Raw genomic sequence first — 19,932 nt, 5'->3', positions numbered from 1 at the left:
AGTGAGGGTGATGACAGAACGCGTGCAGGTCGGCGGACTCCAGATCGCGCAGGTTCTCTACGACTTCATCAACAACGAGGCCATCCCCGGCAGCGGGGTCGACGCGGACACCTTCTGGGCGGGTACCGACAAGATCGTCCACGACCTCGCCCCCAAGAACCGGGCACTGCTCGCCAAGCGTGACGACCTCCAGGCCAAGATCGACGGCTGGCACCGCGACCGCGCCGGACAGCCCCACGACCCCGTCGCCTACAAGGCCTTCCTCGAAGAGATCGGCTACCTCGTCCCCACCCCCGAACCGTTCACCATCGGCACCGAGAACGTCGACACCGAGATCGCCGAGACCGCCGGTCCGCAGCTCGTCGTGCCCGTCCTCAACGCCCGCTTCGCGCTCAACGCTTCCAACGCGCGGTGGGGATCGCTCTACGACGCGCTCTACGGCACCGACGTCATCCCCGAAGAGGGCGGCGCCGAGAAGGGCACCGGCTACAACAAGGTCCGCGGCGACAAGGTCATCGCCTGGGCCCGCGACTTCCTCGACAAGGCCGCACCCCTCGCGCAAGGCTCGCACGCCGACTCCACCGGCTACAGCATCGACGGCACCGAACTGAAAGTCACCCTCGAGGGCGGCACCGTCACCGGACTCGCCCAGCCCGACAAGCTCGTCGGCTACCTCGGCGACAAGGCCACCCCCTCCTCGGTGCTGCTGCGCAACCACGGTCTGCACATCGAGATCCAGATCGACCCCGAATCCCCCATCGGCAGCACCGACGCCGCCGGCGTCAAGGACGTCGTCCTCGAATCCGCCGTCACCACCATCATGGACTTCGAGGACTCCGTCGCCGCCGTCGACGCCGACGACAAGGTCGTCGGCTACCGCAACTGGCTCGGCCTCAACCGCGGCGACCTGTCCGAGTCCTTCGACAAGGGCGGCAAGACCCTCACCCGTAAGCTGAACCCGAACCGCGTCTACACCGCCCTCGACGGCAGCGACCTCGAACTGCACGGCCGCTCCCTGCTGTTCGTCCGCAACGTCGGGCACCTCATGACCAACCCCGCCATCCTCGACCGCGACGGCAACGAGGTCCCCGAAGGCATCCTCGACGCGCTCATCACCAGCCTGTGCGCCATCCACGGTCTGCACATCGACGAGGACCACGGCCCGCTCGCCAACAGCCGCACCGGCTCGATCTACATCGTCAAGCCCAAGCAGCACGGCCCCGAGGAATCCGCCTTCACCACCGAATTGTTCGGCCGCGTCGAAGAGGTCCTCTCCCTGCCCACCAACACCCTCAAGGTCGGCATCATGGACGAGGAGCGACGCACCACCGTCAATCTCGCCGCCTGCATCAAGGCCGCCTCCGACCGCGTGGTGTTCATCAACACCGGCTTCCTCGACCGCACCGGCGACGAGATCCACACCTCCATGGAGGCCGGACCCGTCGTCCGCAAGGCCGCCATGAAGCAGCAGCGCTGGATCGCCGCCTACGAGGACTGGAACGTCGACACCGGCCTCGCCTGCGGCCTGCAGGGCAAGGCCCAGATCGGCAAGGGCATGTGGGCCATGACCGACCTCATGCGCGACATGGTCGAGCAGAAGATCGGCCAGCCCAAGGCCGGCGCCAACACCGCCTGGGTACCCTCACCCACCGGAGCCACCCTGCACGCCACCCACTACCACGAGGTCGACGTCTTCGCGGTCCAGAACGAGCTCCAGGGCAAGAGCCGCGCCACCGTGGACGACATCCTCACCATTCCCCTCGCCGAGAACTCCAACTGGTCCGCCGAGGAGAAGCGCGAAGAACTCGACAACAACTGCCAGTCCATCCTCGGCTACGTCGTGCGCTGGATCGACCAGGGCGTCGGCTGCTCCAAGGTCCCCGACATCCACGACGTCGCGCTCATGGAGGACCGCGCCACCCTGCGCATCTCCAGCCAGCTCCTCGCCAACTGGATCCGCCACGACGTCGTCACCGCCGACGACGTCGTCGCCTCCCTCGAGCGCATGGCCCCCGTCGTCGACCGGCAAAACGAAGGCGACCCCGGCTACCGGCCGCTCGCCCCGAACTTCGACGACAGCATCGCCTTCCAGGCTGCCAAGGAACTCATCCTCGAAGGCACCACGCAGCCCAGCGGCTACACCGAGCCGATCCTGCACCGCCGTCGCCGCGAGTACAAGGCCAAGTACGCCTGACCCGCACACCGACACCACAGGGCCCCGATCCACACGGATCGGGGCCCTGCCCGTCCCCGCACCGCGCGGCGGAGCCGGATCACATCCCGCCCCTCACTAGACTCGACCATCGGATCGACGAACGAAACGAGGCGGACACGACGTGAGCGGGCGACATCGCGGTAGCGGACGACGAGGAATCAGCACCAGCGTCATCGTGGTCACCCTAGGCGTAGTACTCTCCCTGCTCGCCGTCCTCGGCTGGTTCCGCCTCCGCGACAACATCGACAACCAGGCCACCGCCGCCGCCGAAACCTGCGTCGAAGGCGACACCGTCCTGCACATCGCCGCCGACCCCCTCATCGCCCCCGCCCTCACCGAACTCGCCGAACAATGGACCGACGGCGGCGTCCGCGTCATCCGCGACCACTGCGTCACCGCCGAGATCACCGCCGTCGACAGCCTCGCCGCCGCCGACACCCTCGGCACCGACGCCTGGGATCCGACGCTCGGCCCCGAACCCGCCCTGTGGGTACCCCTCGACACCCGTATGAGCGCCCGCGCCGCCGACGCCATCGACGGCACCCCCCGATCCCTCGCCACCTCCCCGGTCGTGCTCGCCGTCCCCACCGACCTCGGCCGCGCCCTCACCACCGCCACCGTCCGCTGGCAGGACCTGCCCCGACTCCAGAACGACCCCGCCGCCATGCGCGAGAGCGGACTCGACATCTGGGGCACCCTCGGCCTCGCCCTGCCCACCGGCACCCAGACCCACGCCACCACCCTCGCCCTCGAAGCCGTCACCGCCGCCACCACCGGCATCGGCGCCGGACCGGTCACCCTCGAACAGGCCGCCACCCCCGCCGCCATCACCGCCGTGAGCACCCTCGCCCTCGGCGCCGACACCCTCGGCGCTGTCGGTACCACCGCCGACACCCTCGCGGCGCTCGGCACCCACCCCGACACCGCGGCCCCGATCCACGCCGTGCCGGTCATCGAACAGCAACTGCACCGCGCCCTCACAGATGGACAGGTCCGCGGCCTCACCGGCCACCTGCCGATCGGCGTCGCGCCCGTCGTCGACTTCCCCACGGCCGTCGTCGACGCCCCCTGGGTCGACGAGACGCTCGCCCGCGCCGCCGCGGAGTTCACCGACTACGCGCGGCGCCCCGAGCAGGCCGGAATCCTCACCGCCCACGGTTTCCGCACCGCCGACGCCGTCCCCGAACCCGCCGGGGAACTTCCGCTGCCCCGCGTCGACACCGTCCTCGCCCCCGCCGACCCCACCGTCGACGACGTCCTCGTCGCACTGCGTCTCGCCCCGGTGTCCCCGCGCAAGGTCACGATGGTCGTCGACACCTCCACCTCCATGGGCACCCCCGCCGGCGACGGCACCCGCCTCACCGCGACCGCAGGCGCCGTACGCGAGGCCATGCGTCGCGCGTCCATCAACTCGGTGATGGGCATGTACGTCTTCGCCGACACCCCCGAGGGACACCGCGTCGCCGTCATCCGCGACGGGCTCACCGCAGCCAAGCGCGCGGCGATGTCCTCGATCCTCGACGACATCGATCTCGTCGACCGCGAACCCGTCTACGCCACTCTCACCGCCGCCTACCGCGACGCCGTCGACAACTACGACCCGGGCCGACCGAACTCCGTACTCGTCGTCGTCGACAGCGACGACCCCGACGAAGCAGCCGCCCGCGACCTGCGCGCCGCGATCGATGAACTCTCGTCCCCCGAGACCCCCGTGCGGATCGACGTCGTCGTCCTCGGCGACCGCGCCGACCTCGTCCTCGAACAGGCCGCCGAAGCCACCGACGGCAGCCTCACCGTCGTCGACACCACCGACCCCGCCGATCTCACCGACCTCCTCCGAAAGCTGACGTCCTGACGTGCTCCGACTTCTCGTCGTGGGGGTCTTCCTTGCCCTCCTCACCTACCTGCTGCATCGACGACTCGTCCGGGCACCCGGCCTGCCGCGACCTGCCGCACTCGCCGCCGATCTCGTCCTCGTCGTCCTGTTCGTGCTCACGCTCGGCGCCTCCGGGGTGGGCACGGTGCTCGATCCTGCCTGGGCCCGCCCCATCGGGTTCCTCGGCTGGAGTTGGTTGGCGGTGGTGCTGTACCTGATGCTCGGGCTCCTGCTCATCGGAGTCGCGTTGTTCGTCGCCCGCCTCGCCCGACGCGGGCAACCCCGGCCGATCACCGAGGACGGCACCGTCGAGACCCCGCGACGGGGGCTGCGTATCGCGACCGCCGTGCTCGTCGTGGCCGCGGTCGCCGCCGTCGGATACGGCACGATCGAGGCCGACCGGCCGCAGATCGTCACTGTGCCCGTCGCCCTGCAGGACCTGCCTGCCGGCTTCGACGGTGCCCGCATCGCGCTCGTCACCGACCTGCACGTCGGACCCTCCCGCGGAGCCGACTTCGTGCAAGGTGTCGTCGACCTCGTCGCCGAGGAGCAACCCGACCTGATCGTGCTCGGCGGCGACCTCGCCGACGGCACCGTCGAACTCGTCGGCTCCGATCTCGAACCGCTCCGGCAACTGCAGGCCCCGCTCGGGGTGTACGGCGTCAGCGGCAACCACGAGTACTACTCCGACGACGCCGAATCGTGGCTGAACCACTGGGAGACGCTCGGTGTACGCACCCTGCGGAACGACCATGTCGTCCTCGAGCGGGACGGCGACGTCGTCGCGCTCGCCGGCGTCCACGACTACACCGCCCCCGAACCGCACCACCCCGACATGCCCGCCGCCCTCGCCGGCATCGCGGACGGTACCCCGGTGATCCTCGCCGCCCACCAGCCGCGGCACGTCGACGAGGCACGCGAGCTCGGAGTCGACCTGCAACTGTCCGGGCACACCCACGGCGGACAGATGTGGCCGCTGCGGCCGTTCGTCTCCCTGGCCAACCCGACCGTCACCGGACTCGACCGCTTCGGCGACACGCAGATCTACACGTCCCAGGGCACCGGCGCGTGGGGACCGCCCGTGCGGGTCGGCACTCCACCGGAGATCTCCGTCCTCGAGCTGACCGCCGCGAACTGACGGCCTTGTCTTAGTGGCTCGGTGAGTTTCGTTGTAGGCAGGGAGACAATTCTGGTTTTCTATGATTTCCGTATCGTTCGGAGTTATCTCATCGATGATGATGGCCGACGGACGTGTCCGTCGGCCATCCCCGGCATCAGCCGCTGTACGCCTCCAGGGGCGGGCACGCGCACACCAGGTTCCGGTCGCCGTGTGCGCCGTCGATACGCCGCACCGCCGGCCAAACCTTGGCTCGGCTCTTCCCCATCGGGAACACCGCGATCTCCCGCGAATACGGGTGGTTCCACTCGCCCACCAGGCATTCCGCGGTGTGCGGAGCGCCGCGCAGCGGATTGTCGTCCACCGGCCACTCCCCTGCCCCGACCCGGTCGATCTCACCGCGGATCGAGATCATCGCGTCGATGAACGCGTCGAGTTCGGCGATGTCCTCGCTCTCGGTGGGCTCGACCATGAGGGTGCCGGCCACCGGGAAGCTCATCGTCGGCGCGTGGAAGCCGTAGTCGGCCAGACGCTTCGCGACGTCGTCGACCGTCACCCCCGTCGCCTTCGTCAGCGGACGCAGATCGAGGATGCACTCGTGGGCGACCATGCCGGTCTCCCCCGTGTACAGCACCGGGAAGTACTCGTCGAGACGACGCGCGATGTAGTTGGCCGACGCGATCGCCGTCAGCGACGCGCGACGCAGCCCCTCGGCACCCATCATCTTGATGTACGCCCAGGTGATCGGCAGGATCGACGCCGATCCGTAGGGCGCCGCCGAGACCGGTCCCGCTCCCCCGAGTCCCGGCTCCGCCGGATGGCCCGGCAGGTACGGGGCCAGATGCGAACGGACGCCGATCGGGCCGACACCCGGACCGCCGCCACCGTGCGGGATGCAGAACGTCTTGTGCAGGTTCAGGTGGCTCACATCGCCCCCGAACTTGCCCGGCCGCGCCAGACCCACGAGAGCGTTGAGGTTGGCACCGTCGATGTACACCTGACCGCCGGCGTCGTGCACGGCACCGCAGATGTCGGCGATGTCGTGCTCGTACACACCGTGCGTGGACGGATAGGTGATCATGATCGCGGCCAGGCGCGCACCGTGGTCGGCGATCTTGGCGCGCAGGTCGTCGAGATCGACATCCCCGTTCGGGCGGCACGCGACGACCTCGACACGCATGCCCGCCATCACGGCGGATGCGGCATTGGTGCCGTGCGCGCTCGACGGGATCAGGCAGATGTCCCGATCGGTGTCGCCGCGATCGAGGTGGTAGTGACGGATCGCGAGCAGACCCGCGTACTCGCCCTGGCTGCCGGCGTTGGGTTGCAGGCTCACGGCGTCGTATCCCGTCACCGCGGCGAGCCAGCCTTCGAGGTCGGCGATGAGGCGGCGGATCCCCGCCGTCTGATCCGCCGGAGCGAAGGGGTGCAGACCCGCGAACTCGGGCCAGGTGATGGCTTCCATCTCGGCGGCGGCGTTGAGCTTCATCGTGCACGAGCCCAGCGGGATCATCGTCCGGTCGAGGGCGAGGTCCTTGTCGGACAGGCGCCGCAGGTAACGCATCATCGCGGTCTCGGTGCGGTAGCGGGTGAACGCCGCATGCTGCAGGAACTCGCTGGTGCGGGCAAGGGCCTGCGGCAGCGCCGTTCCCTCGGCGGCGTCCCCGGCGGTGACGCCGAAGGCGCGCAGGACCGCGTCGACGTGCGCCGCGGTGGTGGCCTCGTCGCACGAGATCGACACGTGATCGTCGTCGACCCGGTGCAGGTTGATGCCGGCCTCGAGGGCGGCGGCGAGCACGGCGTCGACACGCCCCGGGACGCGCACGAGGACGGTGTCGAAGAACTCATCGTGGACAACCTCGACGCCACCGGCGCGCAGACCGTCGGCGAGGCGGCGGGCGTGCCCGGCGACGCGGCGGGCGATGCCGGTGAGGCCTTCGGCGCCGTGGTACGAGGCGTACATGGCCGCGAGCACGGCGAGGAGCACCTGGGCGGTGCAGATGTTGCTGGTGGCCTTCTCACGGCGGATGTGCTGCTCACGGGTCTGCAACGCGAGGCGGTAGGCCGGGTTGCCGTCCGCGTCCACCGAGACACCGACGAGGCGTCCGGGCAGGGTGCGGGTGTGGGCGCTACCGACGGCGAGGTAGCCGGCGTGCGGCCCGCCGAAGCCCATCGGCACACCGAACCGCTGGGTGGTGCCGAAGCACGCGTCGGCGCCCTGCTCCCCGGGCGGGGTGATCAAGGTCATGGCCAGCAGGTCGGCGCCGATGGCGACGAGCGCGCCGCGGTCGTGGGCCGCCGCGATGATCGGAGCGGCGTCGATGATGCGGCCCGAAGCGCCGGGCACCTGGAGGATCACGCCGAAGAACTCGCCCTCGGGAAGTCCGTCGGCAGCGAGGTCGACAGTGACGATCTCGATACCGAGCGGTTCGGCGCGGGTCGCCAGCACCGCGGCGGTCTGCGCAAACAGGTCGACGTCGACGACCAGGCGCGGGCTCTTGGACTTGCGGTTCGCGCGGCGCAGCAGGGTCATGGCCTCGGCAGCGGCGGTGGCCTCGTCGAGCATCGACGAGTTCGCGATCTCCATGCCGGTCAGGTCGGCGACCATGGTCTGGAAGTTCAGCAGCGCCTCGAGGCGTCCCTGGCTGATCTCCGGCTGGTAGGGGGTGTAGGCCGTGTACCAGGCGGGGTTCTCGATGATGTTGCGCAGCAGCACGGGCGGCGTGAGCGTGTCGTAGTAGCCGTGGCCGATCATCGACGTCGCCACGGTGTTCTGCGACGCGAGTGCCTTCAGTTCGGCGAGTACGTCGTGCTCGGAGCGGGGCGCGTCGAGGACGTCGAGGCCGGTCGGCACGTTGTCTGCACGGTCGTCGAGGATGGCGGCCGGCACCGCGGCGGTGGCGAGGGCGTCGAGGGAATCGACTCCCACGACGTCGAGGATCCGGTTCAGGCCGGCGGTGTCGGGGCCGATGTGGCGATCGGCGAAGTTCGAGGTGACGGCATCTGTCATCGCAGCTCCCGGGCTGGTCGGCGAGGTCCACATGCGCGCGGTCGCGCGAGGTGGTTCCTCCCCCTCTGTCGTGAGCTCGCGGAGCGAGCGCCTGAGAGATTCGGCCGGCCAGAGCCTTTCCCCGTGGGCGGGCGGGTGCTCCCGCCACTTTCCAGAGACGTCGGAGCTCACGCGGTCCCGGTTGCCTGAGAGATTGACGGGGAGGTGCTGCTCCTTCGGCGCCCGGCTCGGTGTCCGGGTCTCTCCCGCGTGATGGCGACGCGTCTTCGAGTCTAGTTCACGTCGCGGGGGTCGAAATACCGCAGGTGCGGAAAGTGCCGCCGGCGGTGGAGTGGAGCGGTCATGTGGTCGGCCGATGCGACATCAGTGGTGTGGTCAGCCGATGCGGCGGTTGATGCGTTCGCGGCGACGCGACGCCAGTTCGTCCTCGGGGCGTTCCTCGACGCCGCCGCCGTCGGCGCGTTCGGCGGGGAAATCGGCGATGCTGCCGGTGAGCTCGCGCATCGCGCCGCTCACCGCGATCCCGAAGACGCCCTGCCCGCCCTGCAGCAGGTCGACGACCTCTTCGGGCGACGTACATTCGTAGACGGTGGTGCCGTCGGAGAAAAGAGTGATCTTCGCGAGGTCGCCCACCCCACGGCTGCGGAGATGGTCGACGGCGACGCGGATGTTCTGCAGCGAGACGCCGGTGTCGAGCAGGCGCTTGACGATCTTGAGGACGAGGATGTCCTTGAACGAGTACAGCCGTTGGCTACCGGAACCGGCAGCCCCGCGGATGGACGGTACGACCAGATTCGTGCGGGCCCAGTAGTCGAGCTGGCGGTAGCTGATTCCTGCGATCTGGCAGGCGATGGGCACGCGGTAGCCGACGAGCTCGTCGGGCGCCGAGTTGTCCGGAAACAGGCCCGGTTGGATCTCGTCGGTCTCGTTCGTCCGCGGCGCCGGATTCGAGCGATCGCCGGAATCGACGCCGAGTGGCTGTCCCTTCGTCCGATCTCGCACTACTGACTCCCTCTCGCGCGCCCAGTTCTGCCTCGCAACGATCGATTGGTGGATCCCCCGACCACATCCGATCATCGAGCCCTCCCAGGCTCACCGAGTCATCCCTGGCGGATCAACTCAGCGTACGCTCCGGTGTTGGGCGTCGGGCTGCGACACGCCGACCGGAAGGCAACGTTCGACATTACTACCGTCACGGCCGACGCGCGCGCCAACGCTCGTCGCCGTGCGACGGACGGCGCTCAGCCGTCCGTCGCCTTGAAATCGTCGGGCGAGACGGAGTCGAGGAACTCCTTGAACTTCTCGACCTCGTCCTCCCGTTCGTCGGGCATGACCAGTCCTGCCTCGGTGAGCACCGGTTCCTCGACGTGGACCGGCGCGCCGATGCGCAAGGCCACCGCGACCCCGTCGGAGGGCCGGCAGGAAACACGCATCCCTCCGTCGAAGACCAGATCCGCGTAGAACGTCCCTTCGCGCAGGTCGACGATGCGCACCTCGCGGAGGTTGCGACCGAACGCCTCGAGGAGGTTCTTGATCAGGTCGTGGGTCAGCGGCCGTGCCGGTTCGACCCCCTGCTGTTCGAGGGCGATGGCGGTCGCTTCGTTCTGCCCGATCCAGATCGGCAGATACCGATCGCCGTCGACCTCCCGCAGCAGGAGGACAGGCTGGTTCTGCGGCTGTTCGATACGAATCCCTACTATCCGCATCTCGCTCATCGCGATGCCTCCGTCCTGCTGCTCGTCGGTGGTGGGACCACCCGACAGGTACTGCCTGGAATTCTAGTGTCCTCCAGCGCATCCGTCAGGTGCCGTAGGTCACCACCTGACGGAGGGCCGTGGTCGCACTCGACGACGAATTCGTCGCCTAACGGTCGAGGGCTCCTTGCACCGCCGCTTTCACCAGGCAGGTGTGCAATGTCAACGACAGTGCGGCCAGTTCGCGCACCATCTCCTCGGCGCGCTGCCGTGCCCCGGCGTCGCGGCCCTTCGCGATCGGGCCGGCGATCTGAGCGACGAGCGCGGCCTCGCGGTCGGCGGCGAGCTTGAACGCCCGCAGGTGCCGAACCTCGAGGCCGAACTCCGCCATCGCCTTCGCCGTGCGGGCGAGCAGCACCGCGTCCTCGTCGAAGAAACCGGCCGGGCCCGGCTTGAGCAGGCCCGCCCCCACCAGCTCGGTGAGGAAGGCCGCGTCGATCCCGGCACGGGTGCACAGATCCTCGCGGCTCACCCGGATCTCGCGATCGGTGCGCAGATCCTCCGGCGAGACCTCGCCGCGGGCCACCGCCAGCGAACGCGGCCGGGTGATCCGGGTCTCGACCGATCCCACCGTGGCGGCGCCGCGGTCGATCGCCTCGAGCTGCTCCTTGATCACCTTGAGCGGAAGGTACTGATCGCGCTGCGCGGTGAGCACGTACCGCAGACGCTCGCAATCGGCGATCGAGAAGCGGCGGTAGCCCGAGGGTGTGCGTTCCGGGCTGATCAGTCCCTCGGCCTCGAGGAACCGGATCTTCGAGATCGTCACGTCCGGAAATTCCGGACGCAGGCGGTCGAGCACCGACCCGATCGACATTCCGGCCGGCGCCGGCTGGCGGGCCGCGGTCATCAGCTACCTGCGCCCTGGTTACCTCGCGGACCGGTCAGGAACACCAGCCGGAACTTGCCGATCTGCACCTCGTCGCCGTTCGCGAGAACGGCGGAGTCGACCGGCTCGCGGTTGACGTAGGTGCCGTTGAGGCTTCCCACGTCGACGACCTGGAATTCGCCCTCGTCCTGGCGGAACTCGGCGTGCCGACGGCTGACGGTCACGTCGTCGAGGAAGATGTCGCTGTCGGGATGCCGACCCGCCGAGGTGGTGGGCTGGTCGAGCAGGAAGCGCGATCCTGCATTGGGCCCCCGCTTGACGACCAGCAGCGCCGATCCGGCGGGCAGGCCCTCGACACCCGAGACGGGCGCTTCGGTGGTGGCCGAACCCGCGCCCTCCACTTCGTTCAGGAAGTCGGCGCGAAATACCGAAGTGGTCTCTGCAGGAGTCTCCTCGTAACCCGCGTTGCCGTTCTCGCTCACCGTTTCTCCTTATCCGTTCGACCACCCGGGTGATCCCGGACGGTCGCTGATTCGTTCGCCCCGTTCAGGTCCGACACGGCACACGCCATATCCGACCGTACCCCGCTCGGGGGTACTGACGCAGACAGTCGCGGTCACGTTACCTGTCGGGTCCGTCAGCCTTCCGTGATCCCGCGGTAACCTTCCGCGTCGAGCGTCTCCGCGAGCGCCTCGTCGAGGTCGTTCTCGCTGCCCATCTCCACGTCGACGAGCCAGCCGTCCTCGTACGGGCTGCTGTTCACCAGTTCGGGATTCGCGTCGAGTTCCATGTTGACGGCGGTCACCTTCGCGGTCAGCGGCGCGAACACGTCCGACACGCTCTTGGTGGACTCGACCTCTCCGAAGGACTCGCCGGCGGCGATCTCGGCGCCCGCCTCGGGCAGCTGCACGAAGACCACGTCGCCGAGTTGGGACTGTGCGTAGTCGGTGATCCCGATGCGCACGGTCGTCGCGCCCGTCCTGCGCACCCACTCGTGCTCGGGGGTGTACCGCAGATCCTCGGGTGTCGCGAAATCGGTCAAGACTGGTCCTTTCGGAGACGACGTTCGACCGGAACGTCGGATTCAGTTACCGGGCTGAGAGTATTGGCGTGGCTCGATCTCCCGCAAGGCGGACACCTCCACCTGCGGAGACTGTTCTACGGACAATGATCCGCCCGCACGGGCGACCGTGTCGACCACTCCGCCGGGAATGTTCAGCGCGGCGGCGAGAGTCGGTCCGTCACCGATGGCGGTGACGGTGTACGGAGCATCGAGTCGGCGGTCGTCGACGACGATGTCGCCGCCCGGTCCGGTGACCCACGAATCGACCCCGATGCGCACGGTCTCACCGTTCGCCCCGGCGATCTGCATCGTGTCGGCACCCGCCGCGCGCAGCTCCTGGATCATGTCGAGCAGCACCTCCGATCCGACACCCTCGCGCGGATCGTCGACGGTGAGAACCACTCCGGGCCCGGTGGCGGGTTCGGTGCCGAGTTGCGCCGACAGCGTGTACAGGCGCGTGCGGGCTTCCTCGAGTGCCGCTTCCGAGCCTTCCTGTTCGAGACTCGAGAGGGTGCGCTCGAGTTCGGTGATCTCCTGGCGGAGAGCGGCTTCGCGGCGATTGAGGTTGTCGAGCAGCACGAGCAGGTCCGCAGGGCGCGCCGAGTCGAGGTCGTCGCCGGTATCGGTCGTACGCACCTGGGTGGCGATGCCGGCGCCGAGCAGGACGACGAGAATCGCCGCGAGGACGAGAAAGACGCGTTGCGATCGGGTGGCGCGCGCAGTGCCGGTTTCGGGCGTTGCGCCGGTGTCGGGTGCGGGGCGGGGTTGTTGCGGTTCGGTCACGGTCAGGCCCCGAACAGGCGACGACGTAGGGCTGCAGCGTTTCCGAAGATACGGATGCCGAGGACGACGATGACCGCGGTCGACAACTGGGTGCCCACGCCGAGCTGGTCGCCGAGCCACACGATCAGGGCGGCGACGAGGACGTTGAAGACGAACGACACCACGAACACCTTCGCGTCGAAGATGTCGTCGAGATAGGCGCGTAGACCGCCGAAGACCGTGTCGAGCGCGGCGACCACCGCGATGGGCAGGTAGGGCTGCACGACATCGGGTACCTGTGGGCTGAACACGATTCCGGCGCCGATCCCGATCGCCAGTGCGAGCACCGCGTAGAGCGCGTGACCGTGTTCGAGTCGCTTCACCTGTACCCCGTTTCTCCACTGCTGCCGAGTTTCCGGACCGTGGCGGCCGGAAACTCGAGATCATCCTCCTCTGCGAGGGTGAATCCCACCCCGTAGAGCTGCTGTATCCCCGCGATGCGCAGGTAGGCGTCGCTGACGACGAAGGTCGTCTGCAGTCGGGAGGGAGATCCCACCGCCGAGACCGTGTACGGGGAGAATACGGGCCGGTTGTCGACGAGCATCGCTCCCCCGGCCTGCCGGATGGTCACCCCGGGACCCACCCGCACGCCCCCGACCTCTACGGCCTCCGCACCGGCCGCCCACAGCGCGTTGACGACCGACTGCAGGTCGCGGTCGAGGACGAGCGCGGTGGGTCGGTCCTCGATTCGCGCCGCATCCGACAGGTTCGGTCGCGCGGTGGGTTCGGTGAGGGTGACCGTGATCCCCGGACCGCGCACCGGTGTTGCCGCGGCTGCGGCCTCGGCGTCGCGGAGTCGGTCGAGGATGGTCGCGCCGTCGCCTCCGTCGGAGAACAGGGCGGTGCGTCGTTCGTCGACCGCGGCACCGAGTTCGTCCCGCTGTGCAGTGAGCGCGGTGATGCGTTCATCCCCTGCCCGGAGGGAGTCGAGGATCTCGGCGCGGGTGCTGTCGGTGCCGGCCTGCACGTCGGCGTTGTGCGCGTACGCGATGCCGATCACGAGGCCGGCGAGGAGAACTCCGGCGCCGAGCCACGCGCGCGACGCGCTCGGAGAGGTGCTCGAGCGCTCCGCAGCCCGGTCCGCGGCGGACGCAGCGTAGCCGGGGTCGAGATGATCCTCGAGGAGCGACTTCAGGAGCGAGGGCACCGGATTGCGCCGGATGCGTTCCCACGCGCGGCTCATCGGATCACCGCCCGGCCGGCACGGTCCGTGCCGTCACGACGGCCTGCCCGAGGTACAGCAGGCCGGTCCACACGTACAGTACGGTCCCCCAGATCAGGGCGGCCCAGCCGAGCGGTCCGGTGATCGGCTCCGAGGCGGGCACGGCGACGGCCCCGAGCATCAGCGGCAGCGCGCACATGAGCAGGAAGGTGGCGCCCTTGCCGAGGTAGAGCACGTCCGGCGGGGACAATTCCCGGCGCCGGTAGACGGCCAGGGTCGGCGCCAGGACGAGTTCGCGGCCGACGAGGATCACCGCGATCCACCAGGGCACGATGTCGCGCGCCACGAGGGCGACGAGGGTGGCCACGATGTAGAGGCGGTCGACGGCGGGATCGAGAAGGGCTCCGAGGCGGGAGGTCTGGTCGAGCAGCCTGGCGAGTTTGCCGTCGGCCCAGTCGGTGATGCTACTCGCGGCCAGCAGGATCAGCGCCCAGACGTCGGCGTGGGCGACGAGGATGAGATAGAGGAAGACGGGCACACCCAGCAGCCGGATGAAGCTGAGGACGTTCGGCACGGTGAGGATGCGGTCCGATCCGCGCGCGTCGGCGGTTCCGGTCGCATCGGTCATGGTGGGGCCGCTCCGTGTTCTCGTGAGGTCGTTCTCGTGATGCCCCGCCGGCGTTCCGTTCGGGCGCGGAGTCCAGCCTTCCACAGCCGCGCGAGCGGAGATTCCGGGGTGTCAGCGCCAGGCGAAGACCGGCTGCTCGAGACCGTCGATGCGGGTGGCCCGCCGGCGCAGCACGACTTCGCGGAATTGGTAGACCACCGCGGCGGTCGGTGCGTGCACGAGGTGACCGCGGAAGGGCCACTGGATCACCGGCTTGTCGGATTCGGGGATGGTGACGAAGCGCGGGTCGACGTCGAGTTCGTCGGTGGTGACGGCGAAGAGCACGTCGACCTCGTCGGGGCTGGGCTTCAGATCGCTCACGGCGGTGTCCGACCACACGACGAACGGTGACATGACGTAACCGGAGCGGGTGATGTAGTCGTCGAGCCGGCCGAGGACGGACTCGGGGCCGAGGTCGATTCCGAGTTCCTCGTGCAGCTCGCGCAGGGCGGCCTCTTCGGGCTGCTCCCCCTCGTCCAGACGTCCGCCCGGCAACGCGAACTGGCCGGGATGTGCCCGCAGACGGGTCGGTCGCCGTGTGAGGGGCATGACGGGGTTGCCGTTCCCGTCGTCGAGCACCGCCACGACGACGGCTGCGTGCCGGCGGCCGTCGAGCGGCAGTCGGCGCGAATCGAACGCGTCCAGCGCGTCGCGGACGTTGTCTCTGTCGAGAGGATGAGCAGCGGGCATGGGTCGACAGTAGTTCGTCACAACTGCCCCGGCGGCTAGGCGCATGCCCTGGCCGGTGTCGGTGACACCGGCCTCGAAGGGGGGAGTTCTGTATATTTATGGTTTCCGTGCAGTCCGGATTATCTGCATGGGGTGGGAGTTCTCCGAACACGGATCCCCACCCGCGGTCATAGTGGGAGCCGACGGAAAGGAGCTCGATGAACGACGTGCCCGCCGGCCTCGACCTCGATGCGCTCGATGCCTATCTGCAGACCTCCGCCCCCGACCTGTTCTCCGGTCCCCTCCGCGCGCGCCTGATCAGCGGCGGATGCTCGAATCTCACCTACGAGGTGACCGACGGCGATCGGCGGCTGGTGTTGCGCCGTCCCCCACTCGGACACGTCCTCGCGACCGCACACGACATGGCTCGCGAGTACCGCGTCATCTCCGCGCTCGCCGGCACCGCGGTACCGGTCCCCCGCTCGTATCTGCTGTGCGAGGACGATTCGGTGCTCGGCGCGCCCTTCTATCTCATGGATCTGGTCGTGGGGACGCCCTATCGCACCGCGGAGGAACTCGAACCGCTCGGCGCCGAGCGCACGCGCGTGATCTCCGAGCGGATGGTCGACACCCTGGCCGCCCTGCACGCGGTGGACCCGGCGACCGTGGGTCTCGAGGACTTCGGCCGTCCCCAGGGCTTCCTCGAGCGGCAGGTGCGGCGCTGGACCACCCAGCTCGAGAACTCGCACAGCCGGGACCTCGACGGCGCCGACGAGCTGCACCGGCTGCTCGTCGACAATCTGCCGGGCGACGGCGAGGTGGGCATCGTGCACGGCGACTACCGGCTCGACAACGTTCTCGTCGACGACGACGACAAGGTGGTCGCGGTGCTGGACTGGGAGATGGCCACGCTCGGCGATCCCCTCACCGATGTGGCGTTGCTGCTGGTGTACCAGCGGCTGGCGCGGGAGAACACGGAGTTCCCCGTGTCGACGGTGTCCCGCGCTCCGGGCTTCCTCGGCGACGACGAACTGCTTGCCCGGTACGAGGCCGCCGGTGGACGCGACCTGTCGGACATGGCGTTCCACCTCGCCCTGGCCTACTACAAGCTCGCGGTGATCCTCGAGGGCATCTACTTCCGGTTCCGTCAGGGCAAGACGGTCGGCGACGGGTTCGAGGAACTCGGCCGCGGCGTCGAGCCGCTGTTGCACGCCGGTATCCATGCGCTGACGAGTCGGAAGAGTTGATCTCGCGACCGTTGTCGTAGTCGCTCGGTACGCTCCGCTCATGCCGCATCCGGTGATGTTCGACGAGGCGGATCCCCTGCTAGCTCGTGTGCGCTCGCTCGCGCTGGCCCTGCCCGGCGCCTCCGAGAAGATCTCGCACGGCCGTCCGTTCTTCTCCACCCGGACGGCCTTCGCGGTCTACGGAGGCGGCGAGAAGGGCACCCGCGCACCGTTTCCCCGCTCCCTCATCGTCAAGCCCGACGAGGAGGAGCGCCGCGCGCTGCTCGAGGAACCCCACACCTATGTGCCGATGTATTTCGGGCCGTCCGGGTGGGTCGGGTACGACCTCGCCCGTCCGGAGGTGGACTGGGACGAGGTCGCCGAACTGCTCGACATGTCCTATCGGCAGACCGCGCCACCGAAACTGGTGCGCGAGCTCGACGCCCGCCTCGGCTGACGGGCGCCGAGCGGCGCGGGTTCAGCCCTGCTGGTCGCCGATGCTGACCATCCACGACACGCCGAAGCGATCGGTGCACATGCCGAACAGATCGCCCCAGGGGGCACGCTCGAGCGGCATGTCGACGCGACCGCTCTCGCTCAGCGCGTCCCACCAACCCCGGAGCACGCTCTCGTCGTCCCCGCTGAGCGACAGCGAGAAGTTCGTGCCGGGCGTGTAGTCCATGCCGTTCGGGGTGTCCGAGGCCATGAGCACGAAGCCGCGGTCGGTGGTGAGCATCGAGTGCATCACCTTGTCGTCCTCGCTCGGATCCTGCGAGGCGTTCATGTCCGCGAATCTGCTCACCGTCAGTTCGCCGCCGAACACCGACCTGTAGAACTCCATGGCCTCGCGCGCGGAATCGCGGAATGCGAGATAGGGATTGAATCGTGTGGTCATCGTGGTCCTTTCGCGGGTGCCGCAGGGCACGGATGGTGCCGCACGAAGAATGACCGTCTGCCGACGCATTTCTCATCGTGGACGGTGCGCACCCCGCTCCGGGAGCGTTCGGCGCGATCCGTGTCAGGAGACCGCCACTGTGGCGCGGGCGTACTCGGGTCGGTCGACCAGATCGGCCAGCACGCGCCCGACCGCACGTCGCGGGACCGCCCACGACGAGACGTCGCCGTCGGACACCGTTGCCTCGGCGTCGTCGCCCTTCGGGCAATCTCCGATCGCGTACCCGACGATGCTCCGGACGGAGCGAATGGCAGCATGTCTGCGCACCACGGCTGCGCCGATCACGACGATCGCTGAGCGGGTGGGGTGGGGCGATCCGAACTTCGCTGCCCGTCAGTTTCGCCGTAGCGTGGGCGTCACTCCTAGTGGCTGTCGGGCGTTGAGCCGCGCGAAGGCTCCGCAGGTGACCGGGCAAAGCTCTCGTATCTGGCATTGAGGGTTGCCGCCCGGTCGCGGAGGGCCGCACGCAGCGACTCGGGTGCGAGGACTTCGGCGGCGGTGTCGAGCTGCCAGATCGCCCAGACAGCGTGCCGCAGGTCCTCGAAGGTCACGTCGAGACGCACCCAGCCGTCTTCCTCCGGTTCCTCGGCGCGGACAGCTCGCGCGGTGTTCAGCAACTCCGCACGTCGCGTGGGTTCGACCCTGACCAGCACAGGGATGTGGTTCTTCGACAAGAACTGGGCGCTGCGCTCGGCCCAGATTCGGTCGAGGTCAACCTGCGCGGGACGCTCGGCCAGTTCCGGAAGCTCCTCGGCGGTCACCATGCGCGAGAGCCGGTACGTCCGATCCTCTCCCGACTTGGTGGCCAGCAGGTAGGTGCGGTCGCGAACGGTGACCAGACCGATCGGATCGACGGCGTGCCAGCGGGGTGCCGTGTCCGGTGCGGTGTACTGGAAGCGAAGCTTGTGCCCGGTGAGCACGGCATGGCGGACTACGCCCATCACGCCACTCGCCACGTCCTCGGTGACCAGCCGTCGTGAGAGCAGGTCGGTGTCGGGCTCGACCAGGAACCGCCGGGCCGCATCGTCCAGGCTGGTGCGGTGGCCTTCGGGCAGCGCATCGACCACCTTGCGCATCGCGGAAGCGAGCGCGGTGCCGAGGCCGAAGACCTTCTCGCCGCGGCCCGACCCGGCGGTCAGCAGCGCGAGGGCTTCGTCATGGTTCAGTCCGGTCAGCTCCGTGCGGAAGCCGGGAAGCAGGGAAAACCCGCCGTGTCGCCCGCGATCGGCGTAGACCGGGACGCCGGCAGTGGACAGCGCCTCGATGTCGCGCAGCACCGTGCGGGCGGAGACCTCCAGCTCGCCGGCGAGCTCGTCCGCGGTCATCCGACCCCGCTGGCGCAGCAGCAGCACCAGTGAGACCAACCGATCGGCTCGCATAGTTTCATTCCTATCAAAAATCATGACACAAGATGTCGTGTTTTGTTGGGAGGCTGAGTTTGCGGGCGTTGAGGACGGCGGCCACCCGGCCGCCGGGCGCTCGCAGTCGCAACGATTGGAGTGGCAATGGAACGAACAGCGGTCAACCCGGTGACATGGTCGCAGGAGATGGGATTCAACCAGGGCGAGGTCGTCGCAGGGCACACCCGGACCCTCTACATCTCGGGGCAGACCGCGATGAGCACGGACGGCCGGCCCGAGCACGACGGGGACATCGCGGCCCAGCTCGCGCTGGCCGTGGACAACCTCGAAGCCGTGCTCGCCGAGGCCGGCATGTCCCTAACAGACCTCGTCAGGCTCAACGTGTACACCACCGACGTGGACGCGCTGTTCCCGCACTACGGCGTGCTCGCCGGGCGGCTCGGCGCCGCGGGCGTCGCGCCCACAACCACGATGCTCGGGGTGACGCGGCTGGCGATCCCCGGTCAGATGATCGAACTCGAAGGAACCGCTGTCGCGTAACGCGGCCTTGCCACTCCTGCTGCTTGTGCCGGTCTCGCCGGCGCGAGCAGCAGGAAGATGGGGAGCATACGATGCTCACGATCATGACGATCGGGGTCTATGGCTGCGATATCGGCGCCTTCTTGGAGCGGCTGCGGGAAGCGAACGTCCGCCTGTTGCTGGAGTGCGCCGGCGCCGGGGTGCCCAGGGACCCGAGTACGCCTGGACCAACTCGCTCAGGCTCCAGGCCGCCCTCGCCCAGGTGAAAATCGACTACCGGCAGGCCAACGCCCTTCTCAGCAGATCGTCTCGCGGTGCCGCGAAGTCCAAGGCACCGCGAGCCCGGCAGGGGCGCAGGCTGTGACCGCCGGTCGACCGCTTCGCTGCGGCTCTGGTCCCCTTATCCACAGGAAGCCGCCGAGCCAACGTCGCGCACCGCACCGACGCGGCTGCTCGGCCGGCCGCGGGACCAGGCAAAAACGCCCCCGGGACATGACGAAGCCCAGGCGAGAAACTTACTCTCACCTGGGCGTTTACGTCGGGCTGACAGGATTTGAACCTGCGACCACTTGACCCCCAGTCAAGTGCGCTACCAAGCTGCGCCACAGCCCGTCCGCGCTCTCTCCGAGCGCTCTCAGAGATTACAACAGGAACGGACCGAAACACTAATCGGCTGGTCAGCGCGTTTTC

General features: G+C 68.8%; 21 protein-coding genes, 1 tRNA gene and 1 riboswitch. Of the genes, 7 read left to right on the top strand and 15 right to left on the bottom strand.

What is annotated here, in order from left to right; genetic code table 11:
- The first annotated feature begins 10 nt into the window (after window positions 1–10).
- The 3 genes from A5767_RS12565 to A5767_RS12555 all read left to right on the top strand — a co-directional run bounded on the left by A5767_RS12565 (window position 11) and on the right by A5767_RS12555 (window position 5,229).
- Entirely contained in the window at window positions 11–2,194 is a 2,184-nt protein-coding gene (locus A5767_RS12565; protein ID WP_064852428.1) for a malate synthase G, read from the top strand.
- Window positions 2,195–2,390: 196 nt separating this feature from the next.
- Complete coding sequence (locus A5767_RS12560) at window positions 2,391–4,070, top strand: substrate-binding domain-containing protein (protein WP_033098310.1); 1,680 nt, start codon at window positions 2,391–2,393, stop codon at window positions 4,068–4,070.
- Between the two features lies 1 nt (window position 4,071).
- Entirely contained in the window at window positions 4,072–5,229 is a 1,158-nt protein-coding gene (locus A5767_RS12555; RefSeq protein ID WP_024101098.1) for a metallophosphoesterase, read from the top strand.
- Window positions 5,230–5,365: 136 nt separating this feature from the next.
- Here the strand turns inward: A5767_RS12555 and gcvP are convergent, their stop codons facing one another.
- From gcvP to A5767_RS12500, 11 genes are all read right to left on the bottom strand, one after another.
- The gene (gcvP, locus tag A5767_RS12550; protein ID WP_024101099.1) at window positions 5,366–8,218 is read right to left on the bottom strand and encodes an aminomethyl-transferring glycine dehydrogenase; all 2,853 of its coding nucleotides are present in this window, start codon (window positions 8,216–8,218) and stop codon (window positions 5,366–5,368) included.
- A gap of 162 nt (window positions 8,219–8,380) precedes the next feature.
- Window positions 8,381–8,476, bottom strand: a riboswitch (glycine riboswitch).
- 117 nt (window positions 8,477–8,593) lie between these two features.
- Complete coding sequence (locus A5767_RS12545) at window positions 8,594–9,220, bottom strand: MerR family transcriptional regulator (RefSeq protein WP_006552749.1); 627 nt, start codon at window positions 9,218–9,220, stop codon at window positions 8,594–8,596.
- Between the two features lie 239 nt (window positions 9,221–9,459).
- Window positions 9,460–9,933, bottom strand: a complete 474-nt coding sequence (locus A5767_RS12540; protein WP_006552748.1) for a bifunctional nuclease family protein — start codon at window positions 9,931–9,933, stop codon at window positions 9,460–9,462.
- 148 nt (window positions 9,934–10,081) lie between these two features.
- Window positions 10,082–10,819 (bottom strand): transcriptional regulator FtsR, encoded by a 738-nt coding sequence (gene ftsR / locus A5767_RS12535; RefSeq protein ID WP_064852427.1) that lies wholly within the window; start codon window positions 10,817–10,819, stop codon window positions 10,082–10,084.
- The gene (gene garA, locus A5767_RS12530; RefSeq protein ID WP_006552746.1) at window positions 10,819–11,280 is read right to left on the bottom strand and encodes a glycogen accumulation regulator GarA; all 462 of its coding nucleotides are present in this window, start codon (window positions 11,278–11,280) and stop codon (window positions 10,819–10,821) included. Before garA ends, ftsR begins: the two co-directional genes overlap by 1 nt.
- A gap of 155 nt (window positions 11,281–11,435) precedes the next feature.
- Window positions 11,436–11,840, bottom strand: a complete 405-nt coding sequence (gcvH, locus tag A5767_RS12525; RefSeq protein WP_006552745.1) for a glycine cleavage system protein GcvH — start codon at window positions 11,838–11,840, stop codon at window positions 11,436–11,438.
- Between the two features lie 42 nt (window positions 11,841–11,882).
- Window positions 11,883–12,644 carry a DUF881 domain-containing protein gene (locus A5767_RS12520; protein WP_006552744.1) on the bottom strand — a complete coding sequence of 254 codons (762 nt, stop codon included), beginning with the start codon at window positions 12,642–12,644 and terminating at the stop codon, window positions 11,883–11,885.
- Window positions 12,645–12,646: 2 nt separating this feature from the next.
- Complete coding sequence (locus A5767_RS12515) at window positions 12,647–13,006, bottom strand: small basic family protein (RefSeq protein WP_006552743.1); 360 nt, start codon at window positions 13,004–13,006, stop codon at window positions 12,647–12,649.
- The gene (locus A5767_RS12510; RefSeq protein ID WP_064852426.1) at window positions 13,003–13,866 is read right to left on the bottom strand and encodes a DUF881 domain-containing protein; all 864 of its coding nucleotides are present in this window, start codon (window positions 13,864–13,866) and stop codon (window positions 13,003–13,005) included. The genes A5767_RS12515 and A5767_RS12510 overlap by 4 nt, the downstream gene beginning before the upstream one ends.
- A 4-nt stretch (window positions 13,867–13,870) precedes the next feature.
- Window positions 13,871–14,473: a CDP-alcohol phosphatidyltransferase family protein gene (locus A5767_RS12505; protein WP_064852425.1), complete on the bottom strand. Its 603-nt coding sequence runs from the start codon at window positions 14,471–14,473 to the stop codon at window positions 13,871–13,873.
- A gap of 111 nt (window positions 14,474–14,584) precedes the next feature.
- Window positions 14,585–15,202, bottom strand: a complete 618-nt coding sequence (locus A5767_RS12500; RefSeq protein ID WP_019289607.1) for an NUDIX hydrolase — start codon at window positions 15,200–15,202, stop codon at window positions 14,585–14,587.
- A gap of 197 nt (window positions 15,203–15,399) precedes the next feature.
- Between A5767_RS12500 and A5767_RS12495 the strand changes: the two genes are divergently transcribed.
- Together A5767_RS12495 and A5767_RS12490 are read left to right on the top strand one after the other, a co-directional pair.
- Complete coding sequence (locus A5767_RS12495) at window positions 15,400–16,428, top strand: phosphotransferase family protein (RefSeq protein ID WP_064852424.1); 1,029 nt, start codon at window positions 15,400–15,402, stop codon at window positions 16,426–16,428.
- A 40-nt stretch (window positions 16,429–16,468) separates the two neighbouring features.
- Window positions 16,469–16,864, top strand: coding sequence for an MmcQ/YjbR family DNA-binding protein (locus tag A5767_RS12490; RefSeq protein WP_024101105.1), 396 nt, complete (start codon window positions 16,469–16,471; stop codon window positions 16,862–16,864).
- Between the two features lie 21 nt (window positions 16,865–16,885).
- Here the strand turns inward: A5767_RS12490 and A5767_RS12485 are convergent, their stop codons facing one another.
- Together A5767_RS12485 and A5767_RS23380 are read right to left on the bottom strand one after the other, a co-directional pair.
- Window positions 16,886–17,302, bottom strand: coding sequence for a VOC family protein (locus A5767_RS12485; RefSeq protein WP_006552737.1), 417 nt, complete (start codon window positions 17,300–17,302; stop codon window positions 16,886–16,888).
- A gap of 123 nt (window positions 17,303–17,425) precedes the next feature.
- Complete coding sequence (locus A5767_RS23380; RefSeq protein WP_019289610.1) at window positions 17,426–17,647, bottom strand: hypothetical protein; 222 nt, start codon at window positions 17,645–17,647, stop codon at window positions 17,426–17,428.
- Between A5767_RS23380 and A5767_RS24160 the strand changes: the two genes are divergently transcribed.
- Entirely contained in the window at window positions 17,592–17,798 is a 207-nt protein-coding gene (locus tag A5767_RS24160; protein ID WP_071935090.1) for a hypothetical protein, read from the top strand. The genes A5767_RS23380 and A5767_RS24160 overlap by 56 nt on opposite strands.
- On the opposite strand, the gene A5767_RS12475 is transcribed toward A5767_RS24160, so the two are convergent.
- The gene (locus tag A5767_RS12475) at window positions 17,725–18,741 is read right to left on the bottom strand and encodes a helix-turn-helix transcriptional regulator (RefSeq protein WP_064852423.1); all 1,017 of its coding nucleotides are present in this window, start codon (window positions 18,739–18,741) and stop codon (window positions 17,725–17,727) included. The two genes, A5767_RS24160 and A5767_RS12475, sit on opposite strands and share 74 nt — an antisense overlap.
- 126 nt (window positions 18,742–18,867) lie before the next feature.
- Between A5767_RS12475 and A5767_RS12470 the strand changes: the two genes are divergently transcribed.
- Window positions 18,868–19,263, top strand: a complete 396-nt coding sequence (locus A5767_RS12470) for a RidA family protein (protein ID WP_064852422.1) — start codon at window positions 18,868–18,870, stop codon at window positions 19,261–19,263.
- Window positions 19,264–19,780: 517 nt separating this feature from the next.
- On the opposite strand, the gene A5767_RS12465 is transcribed toward A5767_RS12470, so the two are convergent.
- Window positions 19,781–19,854 (bottom strand) — tRNA-Pro (locus A5767_RS12465).
- Window positions 19,855–19,932: the final 78 nt, after the last annotated feature.

The organism is Rhodococcus sp. 852002-51564_SCH6189132-a (genome assembly GCF_001665495.1).
Classification (GTDB): Bacteria; Actinomycetota; Actinomycetes; order Mycobacteriales; family Mycobacteriaceae; genus Rhodococcus; species Rhodococcus pyridinivorans.
The sequence above is the reverse complement of the archived record's forward strand: the minus strand, read 5'-3'. Positions and strand labels throughout refer to the sequence as shown.

What these genes read in the sequence shown, in the direction of transcription:
- A5767_RS12565 (WP_064852428.1), top strand. Translation starts at nt 11, where the DNA reads ATGACAGAACGCGTGCAGGTCGGCGGACTCCAGATCGCGCAGGTTCTC.
- gcvP (WP_024101099.1), bottom strand. Translation starts at nt 8,218, where the DNA reads ATGACAGATGCCGTCACCTCGAACTTCGCCGATCGCCACATCGGCCCC.
- A5767_RS12540 (WP_006552748.1), bottom strand. Translation starts at nt 9,933, where the DNA reads ATGAGCGAGATGCGGATAGTAGGGATTCGTATCGAACAGCCGCAGAAC.
- ftsR (WP_064852427.1), bottom strand. Translation starts at nt 10,819, where the DNA reads ATGACCGCGGCCCGCCAGCCGGCGCCGGCCGGAATGTCGATCGGGTCG.
- A5767_RS12510 (WP_064852426.1), bottom strand. Translation starts at nt 13,866, where the DNA reads ATGAGCCGCGCGTGGGAACGCATCCGGCGCAATCCGGTGCCCTCGCTC.
- A5767_RS12505 (WP_064852425.1), bottom strand. Translation starts at nt 14,473, where the DNA reads ATGACCGATGCGACCGGAACCGCCGACGCGCGCGGATCGGACCGCATC.
- A5767_RS12500 (WP_019289607.1), bottom strand. Translation starts at nt 15,202, where the DNA reads ATGCCCGCTGCTCATCCTCTCGACAGAGACAACGTCCGCGACGCGCTG.
- A5767_RS12495 (WP_064852424.1), top strand. Translation starts at nt 15,400, where the DNA reads ATGAACGACGTGCCCGCCGGCCTCGACCTCGATGCGCTCGATGCCTAT.
- A5767_RS12490 (WP_024101105.1), top strand. Translation starts at nt 16,469, where the DNA reads ATGCCGCATCCGGTGATGTTCGACGAGGCGGATCCCCTGCTAGCTCGT.
- A5767_RS12485 (WP_006552737.1), bottom strand. Translation starts at nt 17,302, where the DNA reads ATGACCACACGATTCAATCCCTATCTCGCATTCCGCGATTCCGCGCGC.
- A5767_RS24160 (WP_071935090.1), top strand. Translation starts at nt 17,592, where the DNA reads ATGCTCCGGACGGAGCGAATGGCAGCATGTCTGCGCACCACGGCTGCG.
- A5767_RS12475 (WP_064852423.1), bottom strand. Translation starts at nt 18,741, where the DNA reads ATGCGAGCCGATCGGTTGGTCTCACTGGTGCTGCTGCTGCGCCAGCGG.
- A5767_RS12470 (WP_064852422.1), top strand. Translation starts at nt 18,868, where the DNA reads ATGGAACGAACAGCGGTCAACCCGGTGACATGGTCGCAGGAGATGGGA.